The organism is Hyphomicrobium sp. GJ21 (assembly GCF_001006785.1).
Classification (GTDB): Bacteria; Pseudomonadota; Alphaproteobacteria; order Rhizobiales; family Hyphomicrobiaceae; genus Hyphomicrobium_B.
The window spans coordinates 110,723-132,432 of sequence record NZ_CDHO01000004.1 but is presented as its reverse complement, the minus strand read 5'-3'; the positions used below and the strand labels follow the sequence as shown (position 1 = coordinate 132,432).

At 61.8% G+C, this 21,710-nt stretch carries 26 protein-coding genes; 12 read left to right on the top strand and 14 right to left on the bottom strand.

The window, feature by feature from the left end:
- Window positions 1-14: 14 nt before the first annotated feature.
- Entirely contained in the window at window positions 15-302 is a 288-nt protein-coding gene (locus HYPGJ_RS18260) for a hypothetical protein (protein ID WP_046848642.1), read from the bottom strand.
- A 212-nt stretch (window positions 303-514) separates the two neighbouring features.
- Between HYPGJ_RS18260 and HYPGJ_RS19575 the strand changes: the two genes are divergently transcribed.
- Window positions 515-649 (top strand): hypothetical protein, encoded by a 135-nt coding sequence (locus HYPGJ_RS19575; RefSeq protein WP_280136171.1) that lies wholly within the window; start codon window positions 515-517, stop codon window positions 647-649.
- Between the two features lie 65 nt (window positions 650-714).
- On the opposite strand, the gene HYPGJ_RS18255 is transcribed toward HYPGJ_RS19575, so the two are convergent.
- A complete protein-coding gene (locus HYPGJ_RS18255) occupies window positions 715-1,692 on the bottom strand; it encodes a TonB family protein (protein WP_046848641.1) in 978 nt (325 codons plus the stop codon).
- Window positions 1,693-1,929: 237 nt separating this feature from the next.
- Between HYPGJ_RS18255 and HYPGJ_RS18250 the strand changes: the two genes are divergently transcribed.
- The gene (locus tag HYPGJ_RS18250) at window positions 1,930-2,799 is read left to right on the top strand and encodes a DUF72 domain-containing protein (RefSeq protein ID WP_046848669.1); all 870 of its coding nucleotides are present in this window, start codon (window positions 1,930-1,932) and stop codon (window positions 2,797-2,799) included.
- Here the strand turns inward: HYPGJ_RS18250 and HYPGJ_RS18245 are convergent.
- Both HYPGJ_RS18245 and HYPGJ_RS19270 read right to left on the bottom strand, forming a co-directional pair.
- Window positions 2,796-3,047, bottom strand: a complete 252-nt coding sequence (locus HYPGJ_RS18245) for a peptidase M48 (protein ID WP_244466297.1) — start codon at window positions 3,045-3,047, stop codon at window positions 2,796-2,798. The genes HYPGJ_RS18250 and HYPGJ_RS18245 overlap by 4 nt on opposite strands.
- A 130-nt stretch (window positions 3,048-3,177) precedes the next feature.
- Window positions 3,178-3,600: a hypothetical protein gene (locus tag HYPGJ_RS19270; protein WP_046848639.1), complete on the bottom strand. Its 423-nt coding sequence runs from the start codon at window positions 3,598-3,600 to the stop codon at window positions 3,178-3,180.
- Window positions 3,601-3,996: 396 nt separating this feature from the next.
- Here HYPGJ_RS19270 and HYPGJ_RS18235 point away from each other — a divergent pair, with 396 nt between their 5' ends.
- On the top strand, window positions 3,997-4,278 hold the full coding sequence (locus HYPGJ_RS18235) for a hypothetical protein (RefSeq protein WP_013216167.1): 282 nt from the start codon (window positions 3,997-3,999) through the stop codon (window positions 4,276-4,278).
- A gap of 87 nt (window positions 4,279-4,365) precedes the next feature.
- Here HYPGJ_RS18235 and HYPGJ_RS18230 read toward each other — a convergent pair whose 3' ends face one another.
- A complete protein-coding gene (locus tag HYPGJ_RS18230; protein ID WP_046848638.1) occupies window positions 4,366-4,767 on the bottom strand; it encodes a hypothetical protein in 402 nt (133 codons plus the stop codon).
- Window positions 4,768-4,996: 229 nt separating this feature from the next.
- Between HYPGJ_RS18230 and HYPGJ_RS18225 the strand changes: the two genes are divergently transcribed.
- The 3 genes from HYPGJ_RS18225 (at window position 4,997) to HYPGJ_RS18215 (ending at window position 7,225) form a co-directional block, all read left to right on the top strand.
- Window positions 4,997-5,431, top strand: coding sequence for a hypothetical protein (locus HYPGJ_RS18225; RefSeq protein ID WP_244466295.1), 435 nt, complete (start codon window positions 4,997-4,999; stop codon window positions 5,429-5,431).
- Window positions 5,432-5,565: 134 nt separating this feature from the next.
- On the top strand, window positions 5,566-5,976 hold the full coding sequence (locus HYPGJ_RS18220) for a thioesterase family protein (protein WP_046848668.1): 411 nt from the start codon (window positions 5,566-5,568) through the stop codon (window positions 5,974-5,976).
- An 82-nt stretch (window positions 5,977-6,058) separates the two neighbouring features.
- Window positions 6,059-7,225 (top strand): DUF1134 domain-containing protein, encoded by a 1,167-nt coding sequence (locus tag HYPGJ_RS18215; protein ID WP_046848636.1) that lies wholly within the window; start codon window positions 6,059-6,061, stop codon window positions 7,223-7,225.
- A 66-nt stretch (window positions 7,226-7,291) separates the two neighbouring features.
- Here HYPGJ_RS18215 and HYPGJ_RS18210 read toward each other — a convergent pair whose 3' ends face one another.
- The 3 genes from HYPGJ_RS18210 to HYPGJ_RS18200 all read right to left on the bottom strand — a co-directional run bounded on the left by HYPGJ_RS18210 (window position 7,292) and on the right by HYPGJ_RS18200 (window position 11,499).
- Window positions 7,292-8,107: a L,D-transpeptidase gene (locus HYPGJ_RS18210; protein ID WP_046848635.1), complete on the bottom strand. Its 816-nt coding sequence runs from the start codon at window positions 8,105-8,107 to the stop codon at window positions 7,292-7,294.
- A gap of 191 nt (window positions 8,108-8,298) precedes the next feature.
- Window positions 8,299-9,747 (bottom strand): deoxyribodipyrimidine photo-lyase, encoded by a 1,449-nt coding sequence (locus HYPGJ_RS18205; protein WP_046848634.1) that lies wholly within the window; start codon window positions 9,745-9,747, stop codon window positions 8,299-8,301.
- Window positions 9,748-9,822: 75 nt separating this feature from the next.
- Window positions 9,823-11,499 (bottom strand): tetratricopeptide repeat protein, encoded by a 1,677-nt coding sequence (locus HYPGJ_RS18200; protein ID WP_046848633.1) that lies wholly within the window; start codon window positions 11,497-11,499, stop codon window positions 9,823-9,825.
- Window positions 11,500-11,669: 170 nt separating this feature from the next.
- Between HYPGJ_RS18200 and HYPGJ_RS18195 the strand changes: the two genes are divergently transcribed.
- The gene (locus HYPGJ_RS18195) at window positions 11,670-12,224 is read left to right on the top strand and encodes a thioesterase family protein (protein WP_046848632.1); all 555 of its coding nucleotides are present in this window, start codon (window positions 11,670-11,672) and stop codon (window positions 12,222-12,224) included.
- On the opposite strand, the gene HYPGJ_RS18190 is transcribed toward HYPGJ_RS18195, so the two are convergent.
- The gene (locus tag HYPGJ_RS18190; RefSeq protein ID WP_046848631.1) at window positions 12,221-13,783 is read right to left on the bottom strand and encodes a bifunctional ADP-dependent NAD(P)H-hydrate dehydratase/NAD(P)H-hydrate epimerase; all 1,563 of its coding nucleotides are present in this window, start codon (window positions 13,781-13,783) and stop codon (window positions 12,221-12,223) included. The genes HYPGJ_RS18195 and HYPGJ_RS18190 overlap by 4 nt on opposite strands.
- 258 nt (window positions 13,784-14,041) lie before the next feature.
- Between HYPGJ_RS18190 and HYPGJ_RS18185 the strand changes: the two genes are divergently transcribed.
- Window positions 14,042-14,380, top strand: a complete 339-nt coding sequence (locus tag HYPGJ_RS18185; RefSeq protein WP_013216177.1) for a P-II family nitrogen regulator — start codon at window positions 14,042-14,044, stop codon at window positions 14,378-14,380.
- A gap of 89 nt (window positions 14,381-14,469) precedes the next feature.
- On the top strand, window positions 14,470-15,879 hold the full coding sequence (gene glnA / locus HYPGJ_RS18180) for a type I glutamate--ammonia ligase (RefSeq protein ID WP_013216178.1): 1,410 nt from the start codon (window positions 14,470-14,472) through the stop codon (window positions 15,877-15,879).
- Between the two features lie 76 nt (window positions 15,880-15,955).
- Here the strand turns inward: glnA and HYPGJ_RS18175 are convergent, their stop codons facing one another.
- The 5 genes from HYPGJ_RS18175 to HYPGJ_RS18155 all read right to left on the bottom strand — a co-directional run bounded on the left by HYPGJ_RS18175 (window position 15,956) and on the right by HYPGJ_RS18155 (window position 19,680).
- Complete coding sequence (locus HYPGJ_RS18175) at window positions 15,956-16,261, bottom strand: hypothetical protein (RefSeq protein ID WP_046848630.1); 306 nt, start codon at window positions 16,259-16,261, stop codon at window positions 15,956-15,958.
- An 89-nt stretch (window positions 16,262-16,350) separates the two neighbouring features.
- Window positions 16,351-17,535: an MFS transporter gene (locus HYPGJ_RS18170; RefSeq protein WP_046848629.1), complete on the bottom strand. Its 1,185-nt coding sequence runs from the start codon at window positions 17,533-17,535 to the stop codon at window positions 16,351-16,353.
- Between the two features lie 70 nt (window positions 17,536-17,605).
- The gene (locus HYPGJ_RS18165; RefSeq protein WP_046848628.1) at window positions 17,606-18,718 is read right to left on the bottom strand and encodes a pyridoxal phosphate-dependent aminotransferase; all 1,113 of its coding nucleotides are present in this window, start codon (window positions 18,716-18,718) and stop codon (window positions 17,606-17,608) included.
- Window positions 18,719-18,737: 19 nt separating this feature from the next.
- Window positions 18,738-19,175 (bottom strand): DUF1489 domain-containing protein, encoded by a 438-nt coding sequence (locus tag HYPGJ_RS18160; RefSeq protein WP_046848627.1) that lies wholly within the window; start codon window positions 19,173-19,175, stop codon window positions 18,738-18,740.
- Between the two features lie 73 nt (window positions 19,176-19,248).
- Window positions 19,249-19,680 (bottom strand): hypothetical protein, encoded by a 432-nt coding sequence (locus tag HYPGJ_RS18155; RefSeq protein WP_046848626.1) that lies wholly within the window; start codon window positions 19,678-19,680, stop codon window positions 19,249-19,251.
- A gap of 202 nt (window positions 19,681-19,882) precedes the next feature.
- On the opposite strand from HYPGJ_RS18155, the gene HYPGJ_RS18150 reads away from it, so the two are divergent.
- The 3 genes from HYPGJ_RS18150 to HYPGJ_RS18140 all read left to right on the top strand — a co-directional run bounded on the left by HYPGJ_RS18150 (window position 19,883) and on the right by HYPGJ_RS18140 (window position 21,687).
- Window positions 19,883-20,389, top strand: a complete 507-nt coding sequence (locus HYPGJ_RS18150) for a hypothetical protein (protein ID WP_046848625.1) — start codon at window positions 19,883-19,885, stop codon at window positions 20,387-20,389.
- Window positions 20,390-20,484: 95 nt separating this feature from the next.
- Window positions 20,485-20,976, top strand: coding sequence for an isoprenylcysteine carboxylmethyltransferase family protein (locus HYPGJ_RS18145; protein WP_046848624.1), 492 nt, complete (start codon window positions 20,485-20,487; stop codon window positions 20,974-20,976).
- A 12-nt stretch (window positions 20,977-20,988) separates the two neighbouring features.
- Complete coding sequence (locus HYPGJ_RS18140) at window positions 20,989-21,687, top strand: hypothetical protein (RefSeq protein ID WP_046848623.1); 699 nt, start codon at window positions 20,989-20,991, stop codon at window positions 21,685-21,687.
- Window positions 21,688-21,710: the final 23 nt, after the last annotated feature.

Below are 21,710 nucleotides of genomic sequence, written 5' to 3'. Positions count from 1 at the left end.
GTCGCGCGCGGCGCTCAGCGCAGCTTATAACAGTTTTGAAAAACGCGCGGCGTGCGCGTTACGTCATATCCTGCGAGGCACTGCACGAGATAGGGCTGCGAGGAATTTTTGAGGAGAATGAAGGTCGAGCGATTGTCAGCGTTGCTCGCGTATCCCGCAACTTCCCATCCGGATTTCAAAAGCTGTTCGATGGAACCGGCGGGCTCATCCGTTGCGGCTTCGGCCTGCGCGGGCACGCCGCTCATCGGTGCGAGGATGGCCGACAAAGCAACGGCTCGGCGGGCCGCGAACCAAAATGTCATCGTGCGCCTCCTTCGCGATCGCCCCGATATTAAACGGCAGAGCAGAACAACGCGAGCAGGCTTTCCGCGAACAGCCTGGATCATCGGAGTGTGGATTTGCGGTGACATCCTTTCAAAAGCAATCGCGCACAGCGGAACGGGCTGGAATTGCGCGACGTTGATGCTTCGAAATGCAGGCAGGCAGTCGAAAACCCCAACGGGAGGCAGCAATCATGAAAATCGCGGTTCTTGGAATTTGTCTCGCAGCTCTGGCGCTCGGCGCGTGCCGTCGCGAAACGCCGGAATATACGCCGATGAAGCTTGGCGCTTCTTCAACCACCTCGCAGACGGCGGGCGGTCAGCGCTAGTCTCGCTTTGAGCGATGACTAGCAACGGACGAGGTGCATCGCGTGCGGTTCGTCCGTTCTCGTTCTCAATCGTAGATGTACGTCACCATGAACGTGCGATCGGCGAGATTGGAGCCGGTCGGCGGTATCGGGTAGCTCGTCTGCTGAGCTGCGAACACGACGTCCTGATTGAGGGTCGAATTCTTCGCGCCCGATAGCAATCTCACTTCGACGACGTTGCCGGTTTCCGACAGAAGAATTCGGATGGTGACGCGGCCGTTGACGTCGACGAGCTGCGGCATCGTCTGTTGCAATGCGCGGATCACACCGCGCGCGAAGGCATCGTTCAATCCGGAGCGCGTGATCCCGGGCGGGCGCTGCAATCCCGCGGAGCGGCCACCGCCGAACGACGGCTGCATCAAATTTTTCGGCGTCGACAAGTCGAGCGACGCCACCTTCTTTTGCAGTTTTTTCGGCGCAGGCTTGGGCGCGGGCTTCGGCGTCTCGGTCTCGGCCTTGGGTTTCGGCTTCGGCTTTTCGGCGCTCTTCACGTTGGCAGGATTTTCATTCTGCAACGACAAGAGATCGGACGCATCGTCGATCGGATCCGGGTCTTCCTGTTTGGACGCTTTCAGCTCGGGCTTCTCGGCGGGCTTGACGTCCTCCGGCTGCGGTGCGGGCTCCGCCTTCGTTTCCTGCTGCTCCGGCTTTGGCGGTTCAGGCTCAGGCGGCTGAGGTTCCTGCTTCGCTTCGGGCTGCGGAGGCGGCTGCTGAGGCTGCGGCTGTTGCGCGGGTTGCGGCGGCGGACCAGGAGGCGGCTGCGGTTCCTCGGCAACCGTGGCTCTGCTCTCGAGATCGGCTTCCGTTACGAGCGAAACGCTGATCGCATTGTCGGCGCCGTTCTCGTCTCCGAGACGCTTCGTCTTGCTGTTGACGGCGCCGATAAAAAGCGACGCGTGGAGCACAGCCGCACACGCCAGCGCAATCCAGAAATTGCGCTCGCGTTTGTTGCTTCCACCCCACCGCGCGAATCCGGCGGTTGTCAGATCAGCAGTCTGATCCATTCCCCTCCGCGCCCATCCCCGTTGGATCGGCCCAGTTCAAAGATTACCCCGTTGCCAGCATGCGAGCCAGACGTGTTACATAAGCGGCGGAAATCGCCGCGACATTGCTGTGGTTATCAGCTCTCGCTGCGCCGTGAGGTCGCGGGTATGCAGCGATTCGCTCGTTCCAAATGCGTTTTGACGGGCGGCGACAGGCAGTTTTCCGCAAACGGACACAACCGCGAATGGGAGCCGTCGATGCCCCGCCGACACAACGATCCATCGCATGCGCCAGAAAAAAGTGGCAAAAGCGCGAAAAGCGGCAAAATTCGCGCCGGTATCGGCGGCTGGACGTTCGAACCGTGGCGCGGCGTCTTCTATCCCGACGATCTCGCGCAGGCCAAGGAACTCGGCTACGCGAGCCGCCAGCTGCCCGTGATCGAAATCAACGGCACCTACTACAGCACGCAGAAGCCGCAGACGTTCGCTCGGTGGGCCGCGGAAACGCCGGAAGACTTCGTCTTCACGCTGAAGGGTCCGCGCTACGCCACCAACCGGCGCGAGCTTGGCGGCGCTGGTGAGTCGATCGCGCGATTTCTGGAGTCGGGTGTCACCGAACTCGGCTCCAAGCTCGGTCCCCTGCTCTGGCAGTTCGCGCCGACGAAAAAATTCGACGAAGCCGACTTCGGAGCATTTCTCGATCTGCTTCCGGAAAAGTTCAACGGACGCAAACTGCAGCATGCGGTCGAGGTCCGGCACGATTCCTTCTCGACGCCGGCTTTCGTCGATCTTGCTCGGAAGAAATCGGTCGCGATCGTATTTGCAGATCACGCGAAGTATCCGGCCATCGCGGATGTAACCGGCGATTTCGTTTACGCGCGGCTGCAAACCGGTAAGGACGACATTCCGACGGCGTACACACCGAAGGCGCTCAACGAATGGGTTGGGCGGGCGAAGGTTTGGGCTCAGGGCGGCGTGCCGGATGACCTGCACGTCGCCGAGCCGGATGCGAAGCCGAAGCAGAAAGCGCGCGATGTCTTTGTGTTCTTCATTCACGAAGGAAAGATTCGCGCGCCGCACGCCGCGATGGCGTTCATGGAGCGTCTGACGCGCAAGCCGCGGGCTTAATTGCCGGTGCTATTGCGTGTGGTTCGTTTGGCGCGAGCGCGCTGCGTCCTCACGGCTCGCGTATCGCGCTGGCGCGCGTCGAGGTATCGTGCACCGGGATAATTGCCGCTCGGCGCGCCCCACGTGCGGACTAGGTCAGCATCGTATTCGCTGACGAGACCGGCGCGATAGTTACCGCGCGCATGCTCGACATCGAAAAGCGTCTGGGCCTGCGCGGCGCCTGAACAGAAGCCTAGCGCCGCCGCCATTGTGCAAAAGCCGAAGCGTCTCACGGTTGTCACCATCGCCTAACTGCTGAAGTCGGCCGCTCCGCAATGTGTGCGGAGGGCCAGGCTTGCATATGAGTCCCGATTACGACGTCGGTCTGTGTCGGCCTGCTCAGTATTCCGGACAGACGCGCGCACGCAGTCTGCGGCTGTAGTAGCAGGTGTCGTAGCCGTAATCGTATCCGTAGTCGTCATAATAGTAATCGTTGAAATAGGGGTAACCGCCCCAATACGCGAAGTAGGGATACCCGCGACGGTGCCCGTAGCCTCCGTGCCAGCCGCCGTGACCCCAACCGCCTCCGCCATGTCCCCAGCCACCACCGCCGTGGCCCCAGCCGCCACCGCCGTGGCCCCAACCACCGCCGCCGTGCCCGAAGCCGCCGCCGCCGTGACCCCACCCGCCGCGAACAAGCGTTGTCTGATTGTGCGTGGCGGGAGTTGCCGTCGCCAAGCCGCCCGGCGCCGCGATTGCGGGTGCGGACAAGCTCATGAGGGCTGCTGTGAGCCCGCCCAAGATCAAATGCGTGCGCGCCATGAATTTCTCCTATTCAGGATCGAGTTCGAAATGTTTGCGCAATGGATCGAGGTCGCCGGTGAGATTGGCCGAGAGGTCGATCGCCTTCAAAGCATTAGCTCCGATACCTGGCGAAACAGGCATGCAAATGCTGCTGACCAGATCGGCGGCAAAACAAGCCGTCGGCGTGTAACAAGTCGCGTCACTCAGATCAGACTATCGGAAGACCGCGACGCAATGAGCAAACCGGCGATCATACCCAGCACGCGATAGCATCACGGGCAGCATAACAGGCCCATTTTGCTGCCTCGACCTTGCCACGTTGCTGCGGCGAATCTGGTAAACAGAAATAGAATCGGGGTTCGATGCTTTCGCGGCTCGCCCTGCTCTTATGCTGCATCAACGACGGAGCGGAAAATGTCGGACCGGACACAACTCGCAATTGGCCGCAATTCCATCTCGGTCCCGCGCCTGACGAAACGTGCGGTGGAAGCCGGCGTTGCGACGGCGCTCACGTCTTGCGTCGCGCTTCTCATTCTCGTCTTGAACAACGTGCTCACCGGACGGGGCGGCTGGGTGAACGGTTTCGACGTCTGGTATTCCTACATGCGGCAGCCGGCGATCTTGGGGACTATGATCCTGACGGCTTTGACGACGTCGCTGTTCCTTGCATGGCAGCGTGATCGCGGCGCTCGCTAAGTCGAACGCGGTTTCTAGCGGCCAATAAAAAAGGCGAGGCCCTAGCCTCGCCTTCGATTTATTTGGCGCCGATGAACGACGGCCGCCTCAGCCTTTCAGCGCGGCGTTGCACTTGCTGTAATAACCTCCGCCCTTCTGAATCCATTTCAGGCCGGCGTTGCCGTTGTTGGCTTTGTTTGCCTTGTACTGGTCGAGACACGTGTGCATGCGGGCTTTGCCGGCAGTCTCTTTTGCGTACTTGGGATCGACCGCCTTCGGGAATACCGCGCCGCCTGCGGCTGTGGTCGCTGGCGCTTCCGTTGCAGCATCGGCGCCGGCGCATTCCGTTTTGCGGAAGTCATTCCAGGATTTGCCATTCAGAGTGCCGGCCGTTTTTGCGGCCTGGTATTTCGTGCTGCATTCCTTGCTCGTCAGCGCCGCGCTCGGTCCGGCGGTGGCGAGTGCGAAGGCTCCGAGCGCAGCTGCGGAGAGGAAAATGCGAGAGATCATTGGTAGTCTCCATTGGGCGGCGGCGAGGCGCAGGCAACCGCGCTCGGCGCGTCGGACGTTGCTGGTGCAGGGGTTGCCGTTTTACTCCTAACGGGCCTTCGGGGAAACATATAAGGTGCTGTCAGGGTTGCTCAAATACGAAAGACTTGTACTTACGAAAAAGTATACCCCCTCATTCAAATTCGAGCGTCTCGAAGCTCGGGTCTTCGCACGCCTTCCGGATGAATTCATGTCTGCCCCGAAACGCTCCACCGGTCTGATCGTCAGTTGCGTTGCCGCCGCATTGGCCTGGCCAAGTTTTGCTGCGGCGCCGTCGGAAACCGAAGCAAAGGATGCTGCGCGATCCGCCGTCGCTCAAATGACGCCGCACGACGTCGGCTCCCGCTACGGTCAGGCGCTCGGCGTGATCGAGATCTGCCCCGGCGCGCAAACGACGGTCAAGGTGCCGGCCCTCAACACGATTTATACGGGCGCCGACCTGCAGACGTTCCAGGCGCAGGCGTCTCGCATTTTCAATGCGTGGATCAAGCTCAAGCAGTGTGGCACGTTCGATGACCCGAACGAGTGCCGGGTGGTGGTCGAAGAGAGTTGCGCCGCGGCGCTCATCGAGATCGGACCGACGGGCACGGTGTTCCCGGGCCTTCTCGAAGGGCCGGGTCGCTAAGGACCGAGGGCTGCGCGCTCCCAGCCTAAAATGGTTATCATCTGCGCGCCGCCGAGCGACGAAAGCCGTCGCCTCGAAAAGATTTGCCCCGCCCCGCGTTGCCCGCTATGGCCGGTTGCCAAAAGGAGCCGAAGATGGCGGATTTATCGAAGTTAACGATCGGTTCGAAAGGGACGTCGAGTGCGCTTGTGGTCGAGCAACGTCTCGCGCCCGCCGTCGGCAGCGGTATCGCGCCCGTGTTTGCGAGCCCGATGCTCATCGCTCTGATGGAAGCGGCGGCGGTGGATTGCGTCGAAGCGCACCTGCCGGAAGGACATCAAACCCTCGGCGTGCACCTTGATGTGACGCACGCATCACCGACGCCGCTCGGTTTCACCGTTACAGCAACCGCAACGCTGAAAGCCGTCGAAGGCCGCAAGCTGACGTTCGACGTCGTTGCGAGCGATGGTATCGATCAGATCGGATCTGGCTCGCATACGCGCGTCGTCGTCGATACCGCCAGGTTCATGGCGCGTCTAACTGCTAAATCCTTGCAACAAACCTGACAATCGGCCGTCGGCCCTTTAGACGACGGAATCAGGACTTACGTTTTTGAATTTGGGCGACTGCTTTCGGAGCTTGCAATTCATGCGACCGGGTCTTTTCTCAGCCGCGGCTATTCTTTCGCTCGTTGTCCTCGGACAGCCCGCTGCCGCCGCCGATTGCACGGCTAATGATTTCGCTGAAGTCGTCGATCAATCCGGAGCAAGCTTGCGCGCGCTGACGCTCGACGCGCAACCCAAAATCCAAGAACGCCTGCGGCGCTACAAGGCCGCGAAGAAGCTCTCCAACGAAAGCTCCGAGGAAACGGCGCTGGACGCTGTCAGAGATTCAACGCTCGACGATCTCGATAAAAAAAGCGCCGACCTGCTGTTGACCGTCGACTCGCTGGGACGGGTTCAAGATGGCGCGGTTCCTGACTGCTCCAAGCTGGCGCAGGTCAGATCGGCAGCAGCCGAACTCAACAAGGTCATCAAGGCGAAGTCCGACCACATCATCCGGCGCCTCGACGAAAAGATCGCCGAGGCTGAGCCGCAGGCTCCAGCCACGAAGCACGACACGGTATCGCCGCAGCCTCCTGAAAAGCCGAAGCCCGAGCAACACGCCGCGACGGCACCCGTCAAACGCGCTGAACCCGCGCCACCTGCCGCAAAGCCTCCGGTCACATCGCCGTGGACGGCCGATACGAAGCCGGACGACGCTTACAAAACGCCCGACCTCGCGATGCGCGAACAAGGCGGCGCGGCCACGCCTCCGGCGGCCGAAGCGGACGGCTATTCGATCGACGAAGTCCGCGAGGCGACGCGCGGATTCTTCGGCACGATTTCGACCAACCTCGCCAGCGTCATCGAGCACGCCTTCAAGGAAATGGGGCGGCCGACTGGCTACGTGCTCGGCACCGAAGGCGGCGGCGCGTTCTTCGCCGGCCTCCGGTTCGGTAAGGGCTCGCTCTACATGCGCAACGAGCGCGACGTGCGTGAGGTTTATTGGCACGGACCTTCGGTCGGCACCGACTTCGGAGCCTCGGGGTCGAGGACGCTGTTCCTCATCTATCGCATGAACCATTCCGACGACCTCTACCGCAACTTCACCGGCATCGACGGATCGGCTTATTTCGTCGGCGGCGTCGGTTTGACGTTGCTGAAGGGCGGACAGGTCATCATGGCGCCGATACGATCGGGCGTCGGCGTGCGGCTCGGAGCAAATCTCGGGTACGTGCGCTTCACACGGCAACCGACGTGGAACCCATTCTGACGATCAAAGAAAAAGGCCCGGTCGGAACCGGGCCCTTTCGTATTTCCACTGATCGTTCAAGCGATCTCAATAGCTGTTGGCATAGCCGGAATAAGTCTGCCGCTGCGCTTGGCGGTAGACATATTCGCCGTTCTTGCGCCGATAGACTTTCATCAGCTTGCCGTCGATGTAGACGTGGCCTTTCGGTGCCTTCTTGCGCGTGAAGCGCGGATTGTAGGCGGAGTCATCGCTGCTATCGCCCCAGAACCAGCTGCCGCTGTCGGCGTATCGGGGTTTGCGATCTTCCTCGTTGCGGCTCGCAATCTGTGTACCGCCTTTCCAGTTCGGGCGGCCGTGGACGCTGACGCGCGTCCGCCCCAAGCCGTGGCGCTGGACGAGATTGTAGAACGTCGCGGCGTTGCCCGGAGCCAGACGGATGCATCCGTGCGATGCCGGGCTGCCGAGATATTTCGTGTGCGAGGTTCCATGCACGGCGACGCCGCCGTTGATGAAGACGGCGTGCGGCATCGGCGCCATGTCGTATTTGCGCGAGTACCACATCTTCGCAGTCCACTGCGGATGGAAGTTGCCGGTCGGCGTCGCGAATGCCGCCACACCGGACGAGATCGGCCAGCTATAGCGCGCCTCGCCGTTAACTTTGACGGTCATCGTTTGGCGCGTGAGATCGATTGATGCCGTCAGCGTCGGCGGCAAAGGTTTTGGCTTCGGCTTGGGCTCGACGGCAGCAGCTTCCGTTCCGGTCGAGCCCTGCTCTGGCGCCGGGGCGGCAGTCGCACTCGCGGCATTGCCGGCATCTTCACTGGTTCCGACCTCCTGAGCGGATACAGGAACAATCGGTAAAACAGCGAACAGCAACGCTGCCAAGGTACGTGCGCGCAACATAACTCTCTCCCTACGCAATACGGCGGAGCCCACCTATCTTTATCACAAGATGCGATCGAGTAAGCCAGATCGTGCTTGTTATCGGGGAATATTCTAAACCAGATACTTACGAGCGACATGTTGCTCATGCGTCTGGCACATGCGGCGTTCCCTTGTATTGTGCGGGAATTTCTGTCCCAGAAACCCGGTCTCTAGTGCGAATTTTTAATATGTTCGTAGCCTGCGAGCGCGCGGGCGCGGGCCTCGCCGTGCTCGACGATCGGATTTGGGTACGATTTCCCGAGTTTCACGCCGGCTTCCATGAGCGTGCCGGAATCGCCTTTCCACGGCGCGTGAATGATTTGCCGGGGCAATTTCGCGAGTTCCGGAACCCAGCGGCGGACATAGTCGCCATCGGGATCGAATTTCTCGCCCTGCAAGACCGGGTTGAATATACGAAAATAAGGCGCCGCGTCGGCCCCAGAGCCAGCGACCCACTGCCAGTTCGCCGAATTGTTTGCGAGATCGGCGTCGACGAGCGTGTCCCAAAACCAGGCTTCTCCCGTTTGCCACGGAATGAGCAGGTGCTTGATGAGAAACGACGCGGTGATCATGCGCACGCGATTGTGCATGTAGCCCGTCGCCCATAGCTCGCGCATTCCGGCGTCGACGATCGGATATCCGGTCTGCCCGGTTTGCCACGCTTTGAGGTGCTTGGCATTCTTGTGCCAGGGAAATGCCGCGAATTCCGGCCGAAATGGCTCCTCGGGCAATTCTGGAAAATGGAACAAAAGACCGGCGGAGAATTCACGCCAAAGAAGCTCTTTGAGAAATGTCTCGACCGAATTATCCGAGCCATTGGTTTTGCTGCCAGCGTGCGCCACCGCGTGCCAGCACGCTGCGGGCGAGATTTCGCCGAATGCAAGATGCGGCGACAATCGCGACGTACCGGGCGCCGCCGGAAAATTGCGGTCGCGCGCGTACGATTTCAGCGCCGTTCGCACAAAATCGGAAAGCCGTTTGCGTGCGCCGGCTTCGCCCGGCTGCCAGGCGGAGGCCAATCCTTTCGACCAGTCCGGCTTTTGCGGGTGCAGTTCCCAGTCGCGCAGACGTTCGCTTTTGGGCTGCTTCTCAAGCGCCGCGATGCGTTCGGGCGCGCGCACGGATTTCGCCGGAACGAGGTCTTTCGTGATGGCGCGCGAAAACGGCGTGTAAACCTTGTAAAATCCGCCGTCGGACGTGCGCATGTCTTCAGGCTCGCGAAGCAGGCGGCCGCCAAAACGGCGGAACGCGACGTTGGCTTCGTCGAGCTTTGTTTTCAGCCGCTGCTCGAGCGCGACTGCCCACGGCTCATAGCTGCGGGTGAAGTAAATGGCGCCTGCGCCGGTCTCCTCGATGATGCGCAACAGTTCCATTTCGCTGTCGCCACGCCGAAGTACGAGCGGGCTGCCGCGGCCTGCGAGATCGTCCGAAAGCGCAGCGAGGCTTTTATCCAGCCACCAGCGCGACGCGCCGCCCATCTTCCATTGTTTGGGTGACGCATCGTCGAGAATGTAGAGCGGAAGGATGGGAGCGCCGGTGCGGACGGCCGCCACGAGCGCCGCGTGATCGCCAATCCGAAGGTCGTTGCGGAACCAGAGAACGATTGGCTTATCATGCATGATTTTATCGCAGCGTCTCAATCCGACCGAATTCGGATAACGCTTTCAGGGCCGCCGCGTTCTTGCGGCACGACGTCAGTTGCCAAACAAAAAGTCGAAGATCGTTTTCGGTTTGGCGGCGCGCCGCTGACGCGTTTCCCGCGACTCCCAAGACTCATAGCGACGTTGAGGAACCGGTGCGGCCGCCGCAACCGCGACGGTGCGTAGCTGATACTCGTCGGTTACGCCGTCGACGCTCGCGACTTGCAGGTGATCGCCGTCCCACGTCCAGGTCGCGACGCGCGCGCCCTGCTTGTTGGGCTGGATCGCGATCACCTTCGCCGCCGCGATATCGACGATGGCTGCGAGTTCGGTGTCTTCGGGGCCGTTTTTGCCGGGAACGCTACCGCCCGAGAAACGCAGGATGCCGTAGCTCGCATAGGGGGCTGTTTTCACCTCCCAGTCGAGCAGCTTCGGCAAGCCTTCGCCGATCATTTCAAGCGGCACGCGAATTTGCCCGTAGTCGTCGCTCACGGCGGTGTATGTCTTTCCGTTCTGGACGACATGCCATTTCGGGATATCGAGCACCGGCTGCGGTTTATCATCGCCGTCATCGATCGGTGCGCCCAGCCGCTTCAGCGCGTCGGCCGCGAACTGCCAGCTCGGCTTCAGTTGCAGCACACGTCGCAGATCGGCGATCGCGGTATCGGCATGGCCGTTCGCCTCCGCGATCTCGCCGCGCGCCCAGAGCGCTTCGGGCGAGTTCGGATCGAGCTTGATCGCCGTCTCGACGTCCTTCGCTCCAATGTCCGGCTGATTGTTCTGTTTGTAGACGACGGCGCGGAACGCATATGCGACCGGCGATCGGGGATCGAGTTCGATGGCGCGGTTCAAATCCGCATAGGCTTCGTCGGAGGCCTCCGCGAAACTGTTGGCGAGGCCGCGCCCTTCGAACGCCGCGCTCGCGTTGGGATCAAGTTCGATGGCGCGGGAGAAATCCTTCAACGCCGAGGCGGTATTGGCATTCAGCAGATAGGCGTAGCCGCGAACGACGTAGAGTTCGGTGTTATTGACGTCGAACGCGATGGCGCGGGACAAGTCCTCGATCGCGTCGTCACGCAGACCGATGGTCATGCGCGCTTCGGCGCGGTTGCGATAAGCGGTCGCAAAGCGCGCATCGGCGCTGACGGCACGCGAAAAATCGCGGATGGCAGCGTGCGGCTTATCGGTCGCGAGATAGGCCAAGCCGCGCCCGGAAAGCGGCGGCGCGCTGGCCGGCAACAGTTCGATCGCCTTCGTGAAATCACGGATCGCGACCGCGGGCTTGCCGAGCTTCATCTCGGCGTTGGCGCGATTGGAATACGCAGCGGCGTAGCCCGGCGCGAGCACGAGCGCCCGGTCGAAATCCTTCATCGCCTCGTCGAGCTGGCCGACGGCCACGAGCAGGTTGCCGCGATTGTTGTAAGCAACGGGATATTCGGGAAACAGCTCGACCGCGTGATTGTAGTCTTCGAGCGCCAGCTTGATCTGGCCGAGCCGTGCGTTGGCGACGGCGCGATCATTCAGGATCGTCGCGCGGCGGTCGTTGGCGAGGCCCGTATCGCGCAGCGCTTCCGTGTAGGCCGTCACAGCAGTCGCGACGTCGCCGCGCACCATTTGCGCCGCGCCCTGCTCGGCGGCGGACGGCTGCGGCACGCCCTCGGCGGCCATCGCTCCGCTCGTGACGAAAGCCGACGCAACGAGTATCTGCGCGAAGCTTAGTGGCCGCAGCATTCCTGTCGTTCACCTTTCCAGCCGGACGTCCAAGCGATTCGCCGTACAGTCCTCTTAAATTGCCATTATGGCCCGGCAAGGAGCAATTGCGAACTGCCGCGGCAGTCGGCCTGTTTGACTATAGGTAGGGCCTGCGTGACGCTGCAAGTCTCGTTTCGGAGACCGTTCCGATGAACCTCTGGCTGCGGCTTTTATGGCTCCTGCTGACGGCGCGGCGACGCGGGCCTGTCAGCCTGCCGCGCGAATCGTCGACGCTGAATTTCCGGGTATGGCCGCACGATCTCGACCTTTCGTTTCATCTCAACAACGGCCGCTATCTGACGCTGATGGATCTTGGACGGCTTGACACCATGGTCAGGTCGGGGCTCTGGCGCGAGGTGATGCGCCACAAATGGACGCCGATTGCGAGCGCCATCACCATCCGCTTCCAGCGCGAGCTTCGTCCGTTTCAGCCATTCCGCCTCGAAACCAAACTGCTGTGCTGGGATGCGAACCTCGTTGTCATGGAGCAGATTTTCGTCATCGACGGCGGACCGCGCGACGGCCAGGTCGCAGCGCGGGCGCTGTTCAAGGGCGGCCTCTATGATCGCAAGGCGCGAAAGTTCGTCGAAATCGCGCAGCTGATGGCGTTGCTTGGCGTTTCGGAGACGAGCCCGCCCGCGACCTCGGAAGTCGAGGCGTTTCTTCATGCCGACGATCAGTTGAAGCAGGCCGGGCGCGTTTAACGCCGTTTGCGGCTGTGAAGATCGGCCAGCACTGGCGGCAACAGCTCAGGCAAATCTTCAGCGATCAGACCGATGCCGAAGCGGCGCGCACTTTCGCCGTGCAGCCAAACCGCCGCGCAGGCAGCTTCGAACGCCCGCATGCGCTGCGCCAGAAGACCGACGACGAATCCAGCCAGCACGTCGCCCGATCCGGCGGTCGCGAGCCAGGGCGGCGCATTCGCGTTGATCGCCGCGCGGCCTTCGGGTTCGGCGATCACCGTGTCGCTTCCTTTCAGAATGACGATCGCTCCGGATCGCTCGGCTGCGTGCCGCGCGCGATCGAGCTTCGAGCCGCCGACATCGCCGAACAGGCGCTTGAACTCGCCGTCGTGCGGCGTCAGGACGACCGGCGCCGAACGCGCTTTGATCGCGGCAAACAAGCTGTCGGCGTTCAGCGCCTTGTCGCCGTTGCGCACGAGGAAACCCATTCCGGACTCACGTTGGGGACGGTCTTTATCGCCGTCGGCAAACGACGTCAGCGCGTCGGCATCAAGGACCACAGACGCAGAGGATCGCAAGATCGCAAGAACGTCCGCCGCCGTTTCGGCTCCGACGGACGCGCCGGGTCCGATCAGCACGGCGTTGCGCCGCGTATCGGCGAGAAAATCAGTAAGCGCGGCAGGGCCCGCAACCGAGCGCACCATGATCGACGTCACCTGCGTGGCGATGATGGCGGTTGCGGTCGTATTGCCGACGAGCGTCACGACGCCAGCACCTGCTCTGATCGCTCCGCGTGCGCCGAGACGAGCCGCACCGGTTTGCAGTGCGGGTCCTGAGACGACAACGGCATGGCCGCGATCGTACTTGTGTCCGGCGTCCTCAGGCCAACGGAACGAGGACAGCCAGAGGTCCGTCCGGTTTTCGTGCACGGAAGGCTTCAGGGTTTCGAGGACTTTATCCGGGATGCCGATCTGGGCGACGATGACCTCGCCGCAGAGGTCGCGGCCCGGCATCAGGAGATGCCCCGGCTTCTTGCGGAAGAACGTCACCGTCCTCCGGGCCTGAATGACCGGTCCATCGCTTTGCCCCGTCGAACCGTTGAGCCCGCTTGGAACATCGACGGCGATCACCGGGATGCGGCTGGCGTTCACCGCTTCGACGAGTTCGGCGGCTTCACCATCGAGCGGACGCGAAAGTCCGGCGCCGAAGAGCGCGTCGATCACGATGTTCATGCTTTGCAAGGCGTCGGGCGATGCAGGGCGAATGGGCAGCGGCCAGCGGCGCGCCATCTCGGCGGCGTCGCCCTTCAACGCGGCGCGATCTCCGAGCAGAAAGACGCGCACGTCGAAGCCGCGATCGCGCAAATGCCGGGCCGCGACGAAGCCGTCGCCGCCGTTGTTGCCGGGGCCGCAGAGCACGACGATCCGAGCGCTCGGGCGGGAGAGATCGGCGGCCAGTTTCAGCGTCGCCTCGGCGACGGCGCGGCCCGCGTTTTCCATCAGATCGAGGCTCGGGATTCCTCCCGCAGCGGCCAGACGATCCGCCTCGGCCATCTCCGTCGTCGACAAAAGTTCGTTCATGCGATGCGCTCGATCCTACTTCAGCGGCGGTCATGGCGCCGCGCCCTCATCTGCCGCCTGAAATTCAAGCACACAGCTTGTTTTTTAGGCGTATAACTCGATCATGGCTGGCTATTAAATTCGCAGACCACAGCTAAGCCTTTGACTTTCCTACAATTCGTTGCCAGTGCCGAGACTGGCACGGCCCCTGCTAGCTATTTGGCCACTGGGCAGGTGCGGGTCGCCATTCGACATCCTGCCCATCATCAAGGGACGAAAATGAAAAAGATTGAAGCGATCATAAAGCCCTTCAAGCTCGATGAAGTGAAAGAAGCGCTACAGGAAATCGGCTTGCAAGGCATTACTGTGATCGAAGCCAAGGGGTTCGGCCGCCAGAAAGGCCATACCGAACTCTACCGCGGCGCCGAGTATGTCGTCGATTTTCTACCGAAGGTGAAAATCGAGGTCGTGTTGAGCGACGAGATGCTCGACAAGGCCGTCGAGGCCATTCAAAAGGCCGCGAAGACGGGCCGCATCGGCGACGGCAAGATCTTTATTTCGACCATTGAGGACGCCATCCGCATCCGCACCGGTGAATCCGGCCGCGACGCAATCTAACACCGCACGATCGAATTCCGTTTGAACCCATCAATCGGCCAACTCGGCTCGCCCGGAGCCGTAACGCATTGCAAGACAGGGGAGTGTCTATGAAGAACGCAAGTGACGTCCTGAAATTCATCAAGGACAAGGAAGCCAAGTTCGTGGATTTCAGATTCACGGACACCAAAGGCAAGATGCAGCACGTGACGGCCGACGTCAGCTGCGTCGACGACAGCGTGTTCAGCGACGGCTACGCCTTCGACGGTTCGTCGATCGCGGGCTGGAAGACGATCGAAGCGTCCGACATGACGCTGATGCCGGACCCGACGTCGGCGCACATCGATCCCTTCTTCGCGCAGACGACGGTCGTTCTGTTCTGCGACGTGCTCGAGCCGTCGACGGGTCAGCCCTACGAACGCGACCCGCGCTCGATCGCCAAGAAGGCGGAAGCCTACATGATGTCGCTCGGTCTCGGCGACAAAGTCTATTTCGGCCCGGAAGCCGAGTTCTTCATCTTCGACGACGTCAAGTTCTCGACGGACATGTACTCGGTCGGCTTCAAGGTCGACTCGAGCGAGCTGCCGACGAACTCGTCGGCCGACATCGAGATGGGCAACCTCGGACACCGTCCGCGCGTCAAGGGCGGCTACTTCCCGGTTCCGCCGATCGACAGCTGCCAGGACATCCGTTCGGAAATGCTGTCTGTGCTGTCGGAGATGGGCGTCTCGGTCGAGAAGCATCACCACGAAGTCGCCGCCGCCCAGCATGAGCTCGGTGTCAAGTTCGGCCCGATGATCATGATGGCCGATCATATGCAGATCTATAAGTACGTCGTGCACAGCGTCGCGCAGGCCTACGGCAAGACGGCGACGTTCATGCCGAAGCCGATCTTCGGCGACAACGGCTCGGGCATGCACGTCCATCAGTCGATCTGGAAGGGCGGACAGCCGATGTTCGCGGGCGACAAGTACGCCGACCTTTCGCAGATGTGCCTCTACTACATCGGCGGCATCCTGAAGCACGCGAAGGCGATCAACGCGTTCTCGAACCCGCTGACGAACTCCTACAAGCGTCTCGTCCCGGGGTATGAAGCGCCGGTTCTGCTCGCCTACTCGGCGCGCAACCGTTCGGCGTCGTGCCGCATTCCGCACGTTTCGAACCCCAAGGCGAAGCGCGTCGAAGTCCGCTTCCCCGATCCGGGCGCGAACCCCTACCTCGCATTCACGGCGATGTTGATGGCGGGCCTCGATGGTATCCAGAACAAGATCGATCCCGGCCCTGCGATGGACAAGAACCTTTACGACCTGCCGCCGGCAGAGCTTGCGAAGATCCCGACCGTTGCGGCCTCCTTGCGCGAAGCTCTCGACAGCCTCGACAAGGATCGCGACTTCCTCAAAGCGGGCGGCGTCATGAACGACGATATGATCGACGCCTACATCGCGCTGCGCATGGAAGAGAACATGCGCTACGAGATGACGCCGCATCCGGTCGAGTACGACATGTACTATTCGGTCTGAGGCGACCCAAAGATTTCAGGCACTACCTCAAGGGCGGTTCGAAAGGACCGCCCTTTTCCGATGGCCTTCGAGCGCGTCAGTAGTACAGCAGCACGCCGGCGCAGATGGCGATCAGGGCGTAATAGAAAAATTGGCGCTCGCGCACGAGGAACCACGTCACGACGCGGCGCGGAATGTCCGCCCAGTTGTAGCGACCGAGCGAGCCGAGCATCAGGCCGAAGATCAAGCCCAGCATCAGCGAATTGAATTGCAGGCCTTCGGTCAGGGCTTTGAGATTATCCGGCGCGTGTCCCGATACCCACGGCAGAACCGCGATGAAAAGCGCCGCCGTCATCGCGCCGAACGCCAGCACCGAGAAAAAAGACAGAACCGATCGCATCATCGCACGCACCTTGCGCCGGGCTGAGCCAATGCAAAAAGCCGGCTCCGTTTTCGACCCTTGCAAGCTAGCGCGTTGGCGCAAACAATCTGTTAACCACGCTGGACTGCGCGGCGCTCCCGCCTTTCGAGCAGCACGACGGCGACCCCGCAAATGATCATCAGGCCGGTCATGATCGCGACGAAGCCATTCACCGGCGACGCGGTCATCGCCACGCCAGCCGCGAATGGGCCGACGATCGAGCCCGCCTGATACATGACGAGGAACGCGGCGTTGGCGGCTGCGAGATCGCCCGGCGCAATGCGCTCGCCGATCACCGCGAGGCCCAACGTATAGAAGCCGAGGATGGCGCCACCGAGGAGGAAGCACACGACCTTCGCCTGGCCGGAACTCGCCAAGGCGAACGGCAAGAGCAGCACGAGCAGAACGAACGCGACGGCGAGGCCGATCGTGACGGCATGACGCGAGACCTTGTCGGACAGCCAGCCGATCGGGAACTGGAGAGCGATGCCGCCGATCGTCATGGCGCTGAGCAGACCCAGCGCTTCGTTCTGCGACAGCCCCGCTGCGAGCCCGACGTTCGGGATGAGCGACAGGTTGGTGATTTCGGCGAAACCTCCGATGAATGCCGAGGCCATCGCTGCAGGCGCCATGCGAAGCGCGGACGTGACATCGCTCGATCCATCGTGACAGAACTCCGGCGCGAACCGCCGCGCCAGCAATATGGGAATGCTCGCTACCGCCGAACCCAGCGTCCCGACGATGAATGGCCACGGGCCATCGAGCCCGAGATTTTGCAGAACGAATGGGCCGGTCGCGAACCCCGTGAAAAAGACGATCGCATAGACCGCAATGACACGGCCGCGCGTCGACTCTTCGGACACCGAATTGATCCACGTCTCGCCCGCGAGCCAAGGCAGCGCAAATCCGACGCTCATCAGCAAGCGGATGATCAGCCACGCGGCAGGCGATTGAAACGCATAGAGCGCAGCAAATCCGGCGGCTCCGGCGAGGCATCCGAGAGCGATGGCGGTAACAGGGCCTAAGCGCACGACGATGCGCGGCAACACGGGAAGGGCCAGCAGAACGGCGATGGCAGGCACGGCGCCCGCGAGCCCGATCATCCATTTGGGCTGCGCCCAAGCCTCGAACGTCAAGGCCGTGAGGGGAAAGCCGATACCGAACGAAAGTCCGACGCCGAACGCGGTCGCTGTGACGGCGGCGAGACTGAGGAGCCGCTGTACTGCGGTGAGATTGAAATCGCTGGTGCGTGTCATCCGGTTCCCTTAACGGCTCGGACGCGCGCTGTCTTCATTCCGAAGGTTGTCATAAGTCTTCGGGCGGGGCCTATGACAACCGATGCGCGTCCTCTATCGCCGCGGGAAGCGCTTTGGCAAAGACGTCGAGATCCTCGTCGCGGCCGCACGAGACGCGGATGCAGTGATCGATCCCTTTGGCGATGGGCTTGCGGACGAATACGTCGCGGTCGAGCAGCGCTTTCAGAACATGCTCCGCGAACGCAGCATCGCGGCCGCAATCGATGGCGACGAAGTTCGCGGCGGATGGCAACGGAGACAGGCCGTTCGCCGATGCGATCGCGGCGATGCGTTCTCGCGCGGCAGCAATGGCGCCGACCGCATCGCGCAGATACGCCTGATCGCGGATCGCGGCGAGCGCGCCGATCTGGCCGACGCGGTTGATGCCATAGTGATTGCGCACCTTGTCGAAGGCTTCAATCACGCTTCTTTCACCGATCGCATAACCGATGCGTGCGCCAGCAAGTCCGTAGGCTTTCGAAAACGTCCGATAATGCACGACCTGCGGATTCGCGACGTCGATCGGCGGGGCGGTGCCTTCCGGCGCGGTTTCGACGTAGGCTTCATCGAGGATCAAAAGCGTTTCGGGCGGTAGCGTGCCGATGAACTGTGTCATCGCCTCCGCCGGCCACCAGCTTCCCATCGGATTGTTGGGATTGGATACATAAAGCAGCCGCGCGGAAAGCGCTTTCGCGCTCTCAATGAGGCGCGGAACATCTTCGCGCATGTCGCGCATCGGCACGAGATCGAGCGCGCCGCCGTGCGCCCGGACGTGGAAATTGAAGGTCGGATAAGCGCCGTCGGTCGTGACGACGTGAGCGCCCGGCGTCAGAAACATCGTGCAGGTCAGACCGAGCAAACCGTCGATGCCTTCACCGACCACAACGTTCTCGATTGCGACGCCGTGATGAGCCGCGATTGCGGAGCGCAGCTCGAAATTCTCGGGGTCGGAATATTTCCAGTTCTCGGCGGCCGCTTCGCGCATCGCGGCAACGGCCATCGGAGATGCTCCGAAGATGCTTTCGTTGGCGCCGAGGCGGGCGGAGAAAGGCCGTCCGCGAGCGCGCTCCAGGGCTTCCGGTCCGACAAAAGGAACAAGCTTGGGCAGCGACGCGATGGTCGGCGTGAATGGCGGGCGGGACATTACTTCTCAGCTGGTTGCTTCAGAGGAGGCCGAGATCGGCGAGCTTCTTTCGCATTTCGGCCGGCATGACCGCAACCTGATCTCGCTTGCCGCCCTTGAGATCCGGCGGTGCGTCTTCGTCTTCGAGATAGCGCCAACCCTGAAAGGCGCGGCGGGGCGTCGGCCGCACGGGAACGAGCGGCAGCGCAAGTTGGATATGACAGCACGGCGTGCCGTTGTCTCGGGTGCCCTCCTCGAGGCCGACGAGCTTTTGTCGAACGAGGATCGTGCCTTTGATCACCCAGTAGAGCGACCCGCCATCGAGCAGATCATCGCGCCGTTTTGGAGACTGATACGTCGGATGATAGACGCAGGTCTTGCCGTCGCGCGACTTGCATTGGCGGTTTTCGCGCTGCCAGTCCGCGAGATCTTCGATGGAGCTTGCGCCGACGCAGAGTTTGACGAGGTGCAGGGTCATGCCGGTAGTTGTGCTCCTGCGGCGTCAGGACGGCAACTCGCCCGTCCACAGCTTCGGCGATCTCTTCGAAGCCTCAGGGTTTGGCCGTGCACGTTCCCGCATACTGCGCGAACATCGGCTGGCCGAAGAGACCGAAATGGCGCGAATGCACTGCCGGATAAGCTCCGGTCGCAGGATCGCGATCATAGATGGTCGTGATGTTCAGGAAGCCTTCATTGGCGACTTCAAGGAAAGTATTGGCGTTCAGAGCGCGCACGATCTTCAGCGCGTTCGAAGATTTGCCATCGAGGATGAGGGTTGCGGCCTGTTTGTCGAGATCGATTTGGCCGATTTCGAACTTCAGATCCTTCGGCGGTTCGGAACGGAACTTTCCGGAGTCATACGTCCAGGAATAGCCCGTACTGAAGTCGCAGGCGAAGTGCGCAGGCGTCGGCTCTTCGGCCCGCGACGGAGAACTCGCCGCACCCACGATGAGCGCCATCAGCGCCGCGCGCGCAATCGTCATTCGGTGTTTTCCTCTGGAACGAGCACAGGAGGCGCCGATCAGCCGGCCCTCCTGGCTTAAGATATCCTATTGAAATCAGAGGCGTGCGTGCTGCGCAAGCCTGCCGGCGCAAAAGCATCGGATGGCAACATACTCCGGGTTTGCCTTTAGCCTGCCGCGGAATCATGTTCAGCTTTATGTTCGGCCGCTTACTGGAGTGCGAATGCGTTTCCTCGCCTCACTCAGCCTGATTGCGCTTATCGTGCCGCTTACGCTTGCTGCAGGCGTCGGCAGCTCGTCGATCATTACCAGCGCTTACGCGAAGAACAACATATGGCAAGAGGGCGACCACGGTGCGAGCTATCAGGCGCCGATCGAAGACAAGAAGCTCAACTGCAAGCAATTGTCGGGGCGTGTGCAGGTTCTGATCCTGCAGCTTCGCGGCTTTGACAATCGCAAGCAGGCATCAGGCTTCTCACGCGGCCTGCAGTCTGCTTTCTCATCGACGGTCGGAACGTCAGCCAAGGGGAGAGACCCCGACAGCCAGCACGCGGCGGATCTGCAGCGTCTGCAGGAGTATAATCAGCGCCTCGCGGCTTCGGGATGCAAAAGCTACGACCTAGATTACGAACTGAAGCAAACTGATCCGATCGCTTCGCCGACACCACGGATCGCGCCTCCCAAGAAGGCCAAGGCGCCCGCCGATGCGGCCAAAAACAAGCAGCCGTGACGAAACGGGCCTGACCCGCGCTCTGTTCGCGATCCTCAGAATAGCGGTTGCCCTCCCCGGCTGGCGTTCGCCGCATTTGGCTGTAGATTGCCGCCATGACCGAACAGAACGCAGACGCTGCGCCCCTCGAGCGCGCAAACAATTTTCCCTGGCCGCCGGTGCTGCTGATCGTGCTGATCGCGGCGGCGTCGCTCGCAACGCGCGCTTGGCCGCTTCCGTGGCCGGGAATGAACGACAGCCCCGCGCATTGGATCGGCGTCGGCTTCGGCGTTGCCGGCGTCGCTCTGATCGTCTGGAGCATCAGGACGCTGGCAAAAAGCGGGACGACGTTTCATCCCGCTGGAACATCCAGCGCGCTGGTGACCTCCGGCCCGTTCGCACGCTTTCGCAACCCGATCTACATCGGCGATGCGCTGGTGCTGCTCGGCACGGCCGAAATCACCAAATCGATCTGGTTCGTCGGCGCGGCTTTGATTTTTGCGATCCTGGTGACGATCCTGCAAATCATCCCGGAGGAACGTCACCTCGAACGTCAATTCGGTGACGCCTACCTCGAGTATAAAGCGCGCTCGCGACGCTGGATTTGATGCAGACCTCTGATGAGCACCGATTACGCGGAAATGGAGCGGGACTTCGTCGCCAGCCTCAAGGAGGACACCGGCCGCGATCTCGACGGCTGGATGATTGCCATCCGACACTCCGGCCATAGCGATCGCAACGAAATCATCGACTGGCTACGGCATCAGGGGTTTCAATTTTCGTGGGCTTCCTGGCTGGAGCGCATCCATCACAACGGCGGGCGGCTGGTCTATGGCGACGATGTCGGCAACGTGCCCCCGCTAGCACGTCCGCGACCGCCGGAGGCAACAAGACAACTAGACCGTCGCCCATTTCACGCCGTGCCGAAGACAGCGCCGCCGGCTCCACCGACGCCTTCAGCGCCCCCCGTCGCGGCCTCGCGATCCGACATCGAACGCCTGCTTTCCGACGCCAAGGGTTTGCGTCCGCTTGCCGATCTCGTTCTACGCGAAATCGGTCGCGCCGTTCCTGGGGCGGAGTTCAGCGCGCGAAGCCCGTTGATCATCATTGGGACACCGGCGCCGTTCGCGGCTCTGCTTCCGTCGCCGAAGGCTCTCAGGCTCTACGCCAATTTCGGCGCGGCCGGCATTCATCGCGCCAAGCCCGCCGATGCCGTTAACAAATCCCTATCCACGTTTTCGGATATGCTGCTGCTCGACGATGCGCGCAGCATCGACGAGGATTTTCTAAGGTTGATCAGGATCGCGGCACGGCTGTAACGTCGCAGAAACCCAGCATGCAT

Bases quoted from the DNA above. Each gene is read 5' to 3' on its own strand.
- HYPGJ_RS18145 (WP_046848624.1), top strand. From the start codon at position 20,485: ATGACCGAACAGAACGCAGACGCTGCGCCCCTCGAGCGCGCAAACAAT.
- HYPGJ_RS18185 (WP_013216177.1), top strand. From the start codon at position 14,042: ATGAAAAAGATTGAAGCGATCATAAAGCCCTTCAAGCTCGATGAAGTG.
- HYPGJ_RS18205 (WP_046848634.1), bottom strand. From the start codon at position 9,747: ATGCATGATAAGCCAATCGTTCTCTGGTTCCGCAACGACCTTCGGATT.
- HYPGJ_RS18150 (WP_046848625.1), top strand. From the start codon at position 19,883: ATGCGTTTCCTCGCCTCACTCAGCCTGATTGCGCTTATCGTGCCGCTT.
- HYPGJ_RS18210 (WP_046848635.1), bottom strand. From the start codon at position 8,107: ATGTTGCGCGCACGTACCTTGGCAGCGTTGCTGTTCGCTGTTTTACCG.
- HYPGJ_RS18235 (WP_013216167.1), top strand. From the start codon at position 3,997: ATGTCGGACCGGACACAACTCGCAATTGGCCGCAATTCCATCTCGGTC.
- HYPGJ_RS18175 (WP_046848630.1), bottom strand. From the start codon at position 16,261: ATGATGCGATCGGTTCTGTCTTTTTTCTCGGTGCTGGCGTTCGGCGCG.
- HYPGJ_RS18195 (WP_046848632.1), top strand. From the start codon at position 11,670: ATGAACCTCTGGCTGCGGCTTTTATGGCTCCTGCTGACGGCGCGGCGA.
- HYPGJ_RS18255 (WP_046848641.1), bottom strand. From the start codon at position 1,692: ATGGATCAGACTGCTGATCTGACAACCGCCGGATTCGCGCGGTGGGGT.
- HYPGJ_RS18170 (WP_046848629.1), bottom strand. From the start codon at position 17,535: ATGACACGCACCAGCGATTTCAATCTCACCGCAGTACAGCGGCTCCTC.
- HYPGJ_RS18160 (WP_046848627.1), bottom strand. From the start codon at position 19,175: ATGACCCTGCACCTCGTCAAACTCTGCGTCGGCGCAAGCTCCATCGAA.
- HYPGJ_RS18250 (WP_046848669.1), top strand. From the start codon at position 1,930: ATGCCCCGCCGACACAACGATCCATCGCATGCGCCAGAAAAAAGTGGC.
- HYPGJ_RS18155 (WP_046848626.1), bottom strand. From the start codon at position 19,680: ATGACGATTGCGCGCGCGGCGCTGATGGCGCTCATCGTGGGTGCGGCG.
- HYPGJ_RS18260 (WP_046848642.1), bottom strand. From the start codon at position 302: ATGACATTTTGGTTCGCGGCCCGCCGAGCCGTTGCTTTGTCGGCCATC.
- glnA (WP_013216178.1), top strand. From the start codon at position 14,470: ATGAAGAACGCAAGTGACGTCCTGAAATTCATCAAGGACAAGGAAGCC.
- HYPGJ_RS18200 (WP_046848633.1), bottom strand. From the start codon at position 11,499: ATGCTGCGGCCACTAAGCTTCGCGCAGATACTCGTTGCGTCGGCTTTC.
- HYPGJ_RS19270 (WP_046848639.1), bottom strand. From the start codon at position 3,600: ATGGCGCGCACGCATTTGATCTTGGGCGGGCTCACAGCAGCCCTCATG.
- HYPGJ_RS18165 (WP_046848628.1), bottom strand. From the start codon at position 18,718: ATGTCCCGCCCGCCATTCACGCCGACCATCGCGTCGCTGCCCAAGCTT.
- HYPGJ_RS18230 (WP_046848638.1), bottom strand. From the start codon at position 4,767: ATGATCTCTCGCATTTTCCTCTCCGCAGCTGCGCTCGGAGCCTTCGCA.
- HYPGJ_RS18190 (WP_046848631.1), bottom strand. From the start codon at position 13,783: ATGAACGAACTTTTGTCGACGACGGAGATGGCCGAGGCGGATCGTCTG.
- HYPGJ_RS18140 (WP_046848623.1), top strand. From the start codon at position 20,989: ATGAGCACCGATTACGCGGAAATGGAGCGGGACTTCGTCGCCAGCCTC.
- HYPGJ_RS18215 (WP_046848636.1), top strand. From the start codon at position 6,059: ATGCGACCGGGTCTTTTCTCAGCCGCGGCTATTCTTTCGCTCGTTGTC.
- HYPGJ_RS18245 (WP_244466297.1), bottom strand. From the start codon at position 3,047: ATGGCGGCGGCGCTAGGCTTCTGTTCAGGCGCCGCGCAGGCCCAGACG.
- HYPGJ_RS18220 (WP_046848668.1), top strand. From the start codon at position 5,566: ATGGCGGATTTATCGAAGTTAACGATCGGTTCGAAAGGGACGTCGAGT.
- HYPGJ_RS19575 (WP_280136171.1), top strand. From the start codon at position 515: ATGAAAATCGCGGTTCTTGGAATTTGTCTCGCAGCTCTGGCGCTCGGC.
- HYPGJ_RS18225 (WP_244466295.1), top strand. From the start codon at position 4,997: ATGTCTGCCCCGAAACGCTCCACCGGTCTGATCGTCAGTTGCGTTGCC.